This is a genomic window from Wolbachia endosymbiont of Atemnus politus (assembly GCF_013309895.1).
The window spans coordinates 1-3,281 of sequence record NZ_JAAXCS010000131.1 but is presented as its reverse complement, the minus strand read 5'-3'; the positions used below and the strand labels follow the sequence as shown (position 1 = coordinate 3,281).

Sequence of the window (3,281 nt, the reverse complement as noted above, 5' to 3'; positions counted from 1 at the left end):
TCGTCGCCTCCCCTTAATTATATTATATATAATATAATTTGTAGGGGGGTAGCCAAAAAAATTGGCTTTTTTTGAGCTGAGCTGAGCCACCTAAGGTGGAAAATAGATCAGGAAGGATGACTGTATAATAAAACATTTGTGTAGAATGTTTTAATCTTTGTAGATATATTCTCTATGCTCTATTGCAGTAATTATTACTATACGTTCTAGTTTAATGATTCTATAGACCAAGCGGTAATCGCCTGTTCGTATTCTACGATGTCCTTTAAACTCACCAAGCAATGGATCCCCTGCCTTCTCAGGAGAAACTGTAAGGCGCTCTTTTATGATTTCTTTTATCCTTGACCATATTGTCTTAGGAAGACTCGGAATATCTTTGTGAACTACGTTTTCCTCATAACAGATTAAATACTTATTCCCAGTTGACGTCTTCATGCCTGATGAATTTTGCATTTCGTGTGTCACGTTGGATAGAGAGTTTGACTATCACCATATCTTCCTCATATTCAATTCCTTCTTGTATAAACTGCTCTGCTAGCTCTTGTACTGATTGATTTTTCACTTTAGCCAAGCGAGTAAGATTCTTTAAAACTTTTTCGCTAATGTTAATTCCAGAGTCAGCCATAAATTTTGCTAAAGTATACTACTGTAGCTAGTATACAGCATATTTTTTAAATTTTCAATAATAAAGGTGCAGGCATGTGTGTAAAGATGATTTTGTGCACCTGTGTTAATAAATTATTAAAGATTTGTTATATACTACAAGTGGCTTTTTGCTTCAGGAGAAATGGCACAGAGGTTAATACTAAGCATAGTATTACAGGATAATATCAAGAATAAGGAAGGTATGCCTGCTGCAGGTTACTGGATGTATTTTTATGATAAGAAAAGTCCGACAACTCTGCGTAATGCCTATTATAAAAACCAGGAAGGAAATGTCGTACCAGCACCAAACCCTTTGCAGCTCGATGAAAACGGTGCGTTGCCCCATAAACTATACTATTTTGTTGACGTAGACGACCCCGAAGACCGTTACACGGTTGAGCTGAAGTGCTGTTATGGCAATGCTGCTGCTCCTGAACTTATTTTCCAGGACCTTCCATATTTTCAGGAGCAGGCGAAAGTTGATCCGGTTATACTGCTGAGGTTTCTGATAATTTATTCATCGATGGTCAGTTCAACATCGGTCTGCAAATTGATGACAGAGGGCAGGGTGCAGGCTTCGTTCTGCCAAACTTTTCAGAGCTGCCAATTGCCGGGCTTTCATGGCAATTTTTAAGACCTTATGCTGATTCAGTACCGGTACAAAATAGAATTGATGTAGATAGAATTTTCATCAAAGAAATCAACGAAGCTGAAAAGATCAGTGAAAGGCAATCCTCGTTTTTATTTGAACGTTGTTTGCGAAAAATTCAGTGAAATAAACCCACCACTGCAAAAAATTGTAGCGTTTAAAAGCTCCAATGTGCTGTGGGGTGCAAATACCAGTGTTCAATTGAAGTTCTAAGCTTGGAAAAGTGGTGATAGTATACCGATTACTGCATCAGTAATTCGTAATTTTGGTTCAAAGTCATCGGCAGCGCCGCAAGTTATACAAATTGCTGAATATACGATTGACTCTGATGATCCAAAAGTTTACTTCACTAGTTTTGCTCTACCTAAAGTGACAATACCAAAAGATATTGGCGATGATCAGTATATTTTAGTTCAGTTTTCTTTGCCAAAGGATCAGGTATTTAATTTTAAAGCAACGAACTTTTATTGTGCTGAGGTTTCATCACCGGTATCGGTTGTTGATTTTAAATATCCAGTACAAAACGCTGATTTAGCAAAATCTCATCTATTATTTTCTTCACTTTCAGAAACTAAGTATAAAATTAGTGATAGTTATAAGGAGCTGATTTTTACTATTGGCGGTCTCAAATTTGCAGATCACGTTGGTGAAATAGCCCGTTATCCAAAAGGCGCGAAAGTCGATGAAAAAAGATGAATTTAATGCAGTGCGATGGTCGCACACTTGATTCAAATGGAATTAGTCCTTTGGGAATTGAATACAAAAGACTGTACGAGAAACTAGGTCGTACACCAACTACTTTTAATATGCTTCAAACTGAGGATACACCAAATTGGTTTAATGCTATATCGAATAAGTACATTAAACAGTTTGTTGCGGATAATAATGTTAAAGTTGCTTTCAGTGGAAAGGGAACAGTAAATCCAAAGCCTGGAGGTGATGATATTGCTGATCTGTGGATAGAAACTACATTTCATGCTAATCCAGATGTGAGTTACGATTTTCAATATGTCATATCTAGTGATCCTACCGTGGAAGTTATTACTTGTTGTCATTCGTTTGATATTACCACTAGCTATTTAAGTGAACAAAATTAGAATGACTAGTAATGGATTGTTTCCGGTAAAATTTGCGGATTCTGATTCTGATTTTTCTCAGGTTATTTTCGAACTACAACTAGATTGAATCATATTCAGTCTTATTCAGATAGTGAGGCACCATATAATAAAGGTATTGATGAAGTAACTAAGAAAACTGAAATAAGCTATTCTGTTAGCGATTGATCTTTTTATTTAACGGTAAGTCTTAATTATCAACAATTTCCATATCCTTCTGGTTTATGCGGGCTTTTTAATCCAGTTAATTTTACTAGTAGAGTTTATGATGTTGGTTTTCCTTTGATTATACCAAAGGCTAGCGCTATTTTTTTGCAATCGACTAGTACTAATTGTAACTGCTCACAAAACTACTTTTTATTCTCCCGGTGGTTTGTGTGTTCGATGTCTTCAGTGTACGGTACAGATCTTGAAAGTTCTGCAACTTCTACAGCTTACGCTACCGTAATTATGAGTTACGATAAGGAAACTGATAGGCGTTACCCATTAATAAAATCATGGGGCAATCACGTTATTTATAAACAATCACCAACTGACACAAGAACACCAGGAAAACCTAATGTATTATTTGCTAATAAAAATTCAGTAATAACCTACGCAATGCAGCATAAAGCGCTATTTACTCAGAGATGTTTGTATGCAGTTAAACTAAAGGGTAGTGTGGGGATTGATAGTGGTTGGGTAGGCTTTAAAAACTATGATAGTGCTAACCCTAATTATGTTTGTGACCTAGTGATATGGTGGAGTCATGATATAGAGAAGAAGTCGCCAACTAGTGTTGTTGCCAAGGAATATATACAAATTGATTTAACGGGGATGAAAGCCAACGAGGAGCTAGCAGATGCAATTGCCAATATAGTTAACAATAAGGG

General features: G+C 36.4%; 6 protein-coding genes. 4 read left to right on the top strand and 2 right to left on the bottom strand.

The genetic code is table 11. The annotated features are described in order from the left end of the window. Positions 1-150: 150 nt before the first annotated feature. Together HET73_RS06650 and HET73_RS06645 are read right to left on the bottom strand one after the other, a co-directional pair. Positions 151-453, bottom strand: coding sequence for a type II toxin-antitoxin system RelE family toxin (locus tag HET73_RS06650; protein WP_246210259.1), 303 nt, complete (start codon positions 451-453; stop codon positions 151-153). Further along, positions 413-625 (bottom strand): hypothetical protein, encoded by a 213-nt coding sequence (locus HET73_RS06645; protein ID WP_174134236.1) that lies wholly within the window; start codon positions 623-625, stop codon positions 413-415. Before HET73_RS06645 ends, HET73_RS06650 begins: the two co-directional genes overlap by 41 nt. A 162-nt stretch (positions 626-787) precedes the next feature. Between HET73_RS06645 and HET73_RS06640 the strand changes: the two genes are divergently transcribed. The 4 genes from HET73_RS06640 to HET73_RS06625 form a co-directional block, all read left to right on the top strand. Then, a complete protein-coding gene (locus HET73_RS06640) occupies positions 788-1,279 on the top strand; it encodes a hypothetical protein (RefSeq protein ID WP_174134235.1) in 492 nt (163 codons plus the stop codon). Positions 1,280-1,663: 384 nt separating this feature from the next. Then, positions 1,664-1,990, top strand: a complete 327-nt coding sequence (locus tag HET73_RS06635; protein ID WP_174134234.1) for a hypothetical protein — start codon at positions 1,664-1,666, stop codon at positions 1,988-1,990. Next, entirely contained in the window at positions 1,987-2,391 is a 405-nt protein-coding gene (locus HET73_RS06630) for a hypothetical protein (protein WP_174134233.1), read from the top strand. Before HET73_RS06635 ends, HET73_RS06630 begins: the two co-directional genes overlap by 4 nt. 402 nt (positions 2,392-2,793) lie before the next feature. After that, positions 2,794-3,281: hypothetical protein (locus HET73_RS06625; RefSeq protein WP_174134232.1), on the top strand; the 488-nt coding region annotated here is incomplete at its 3' end.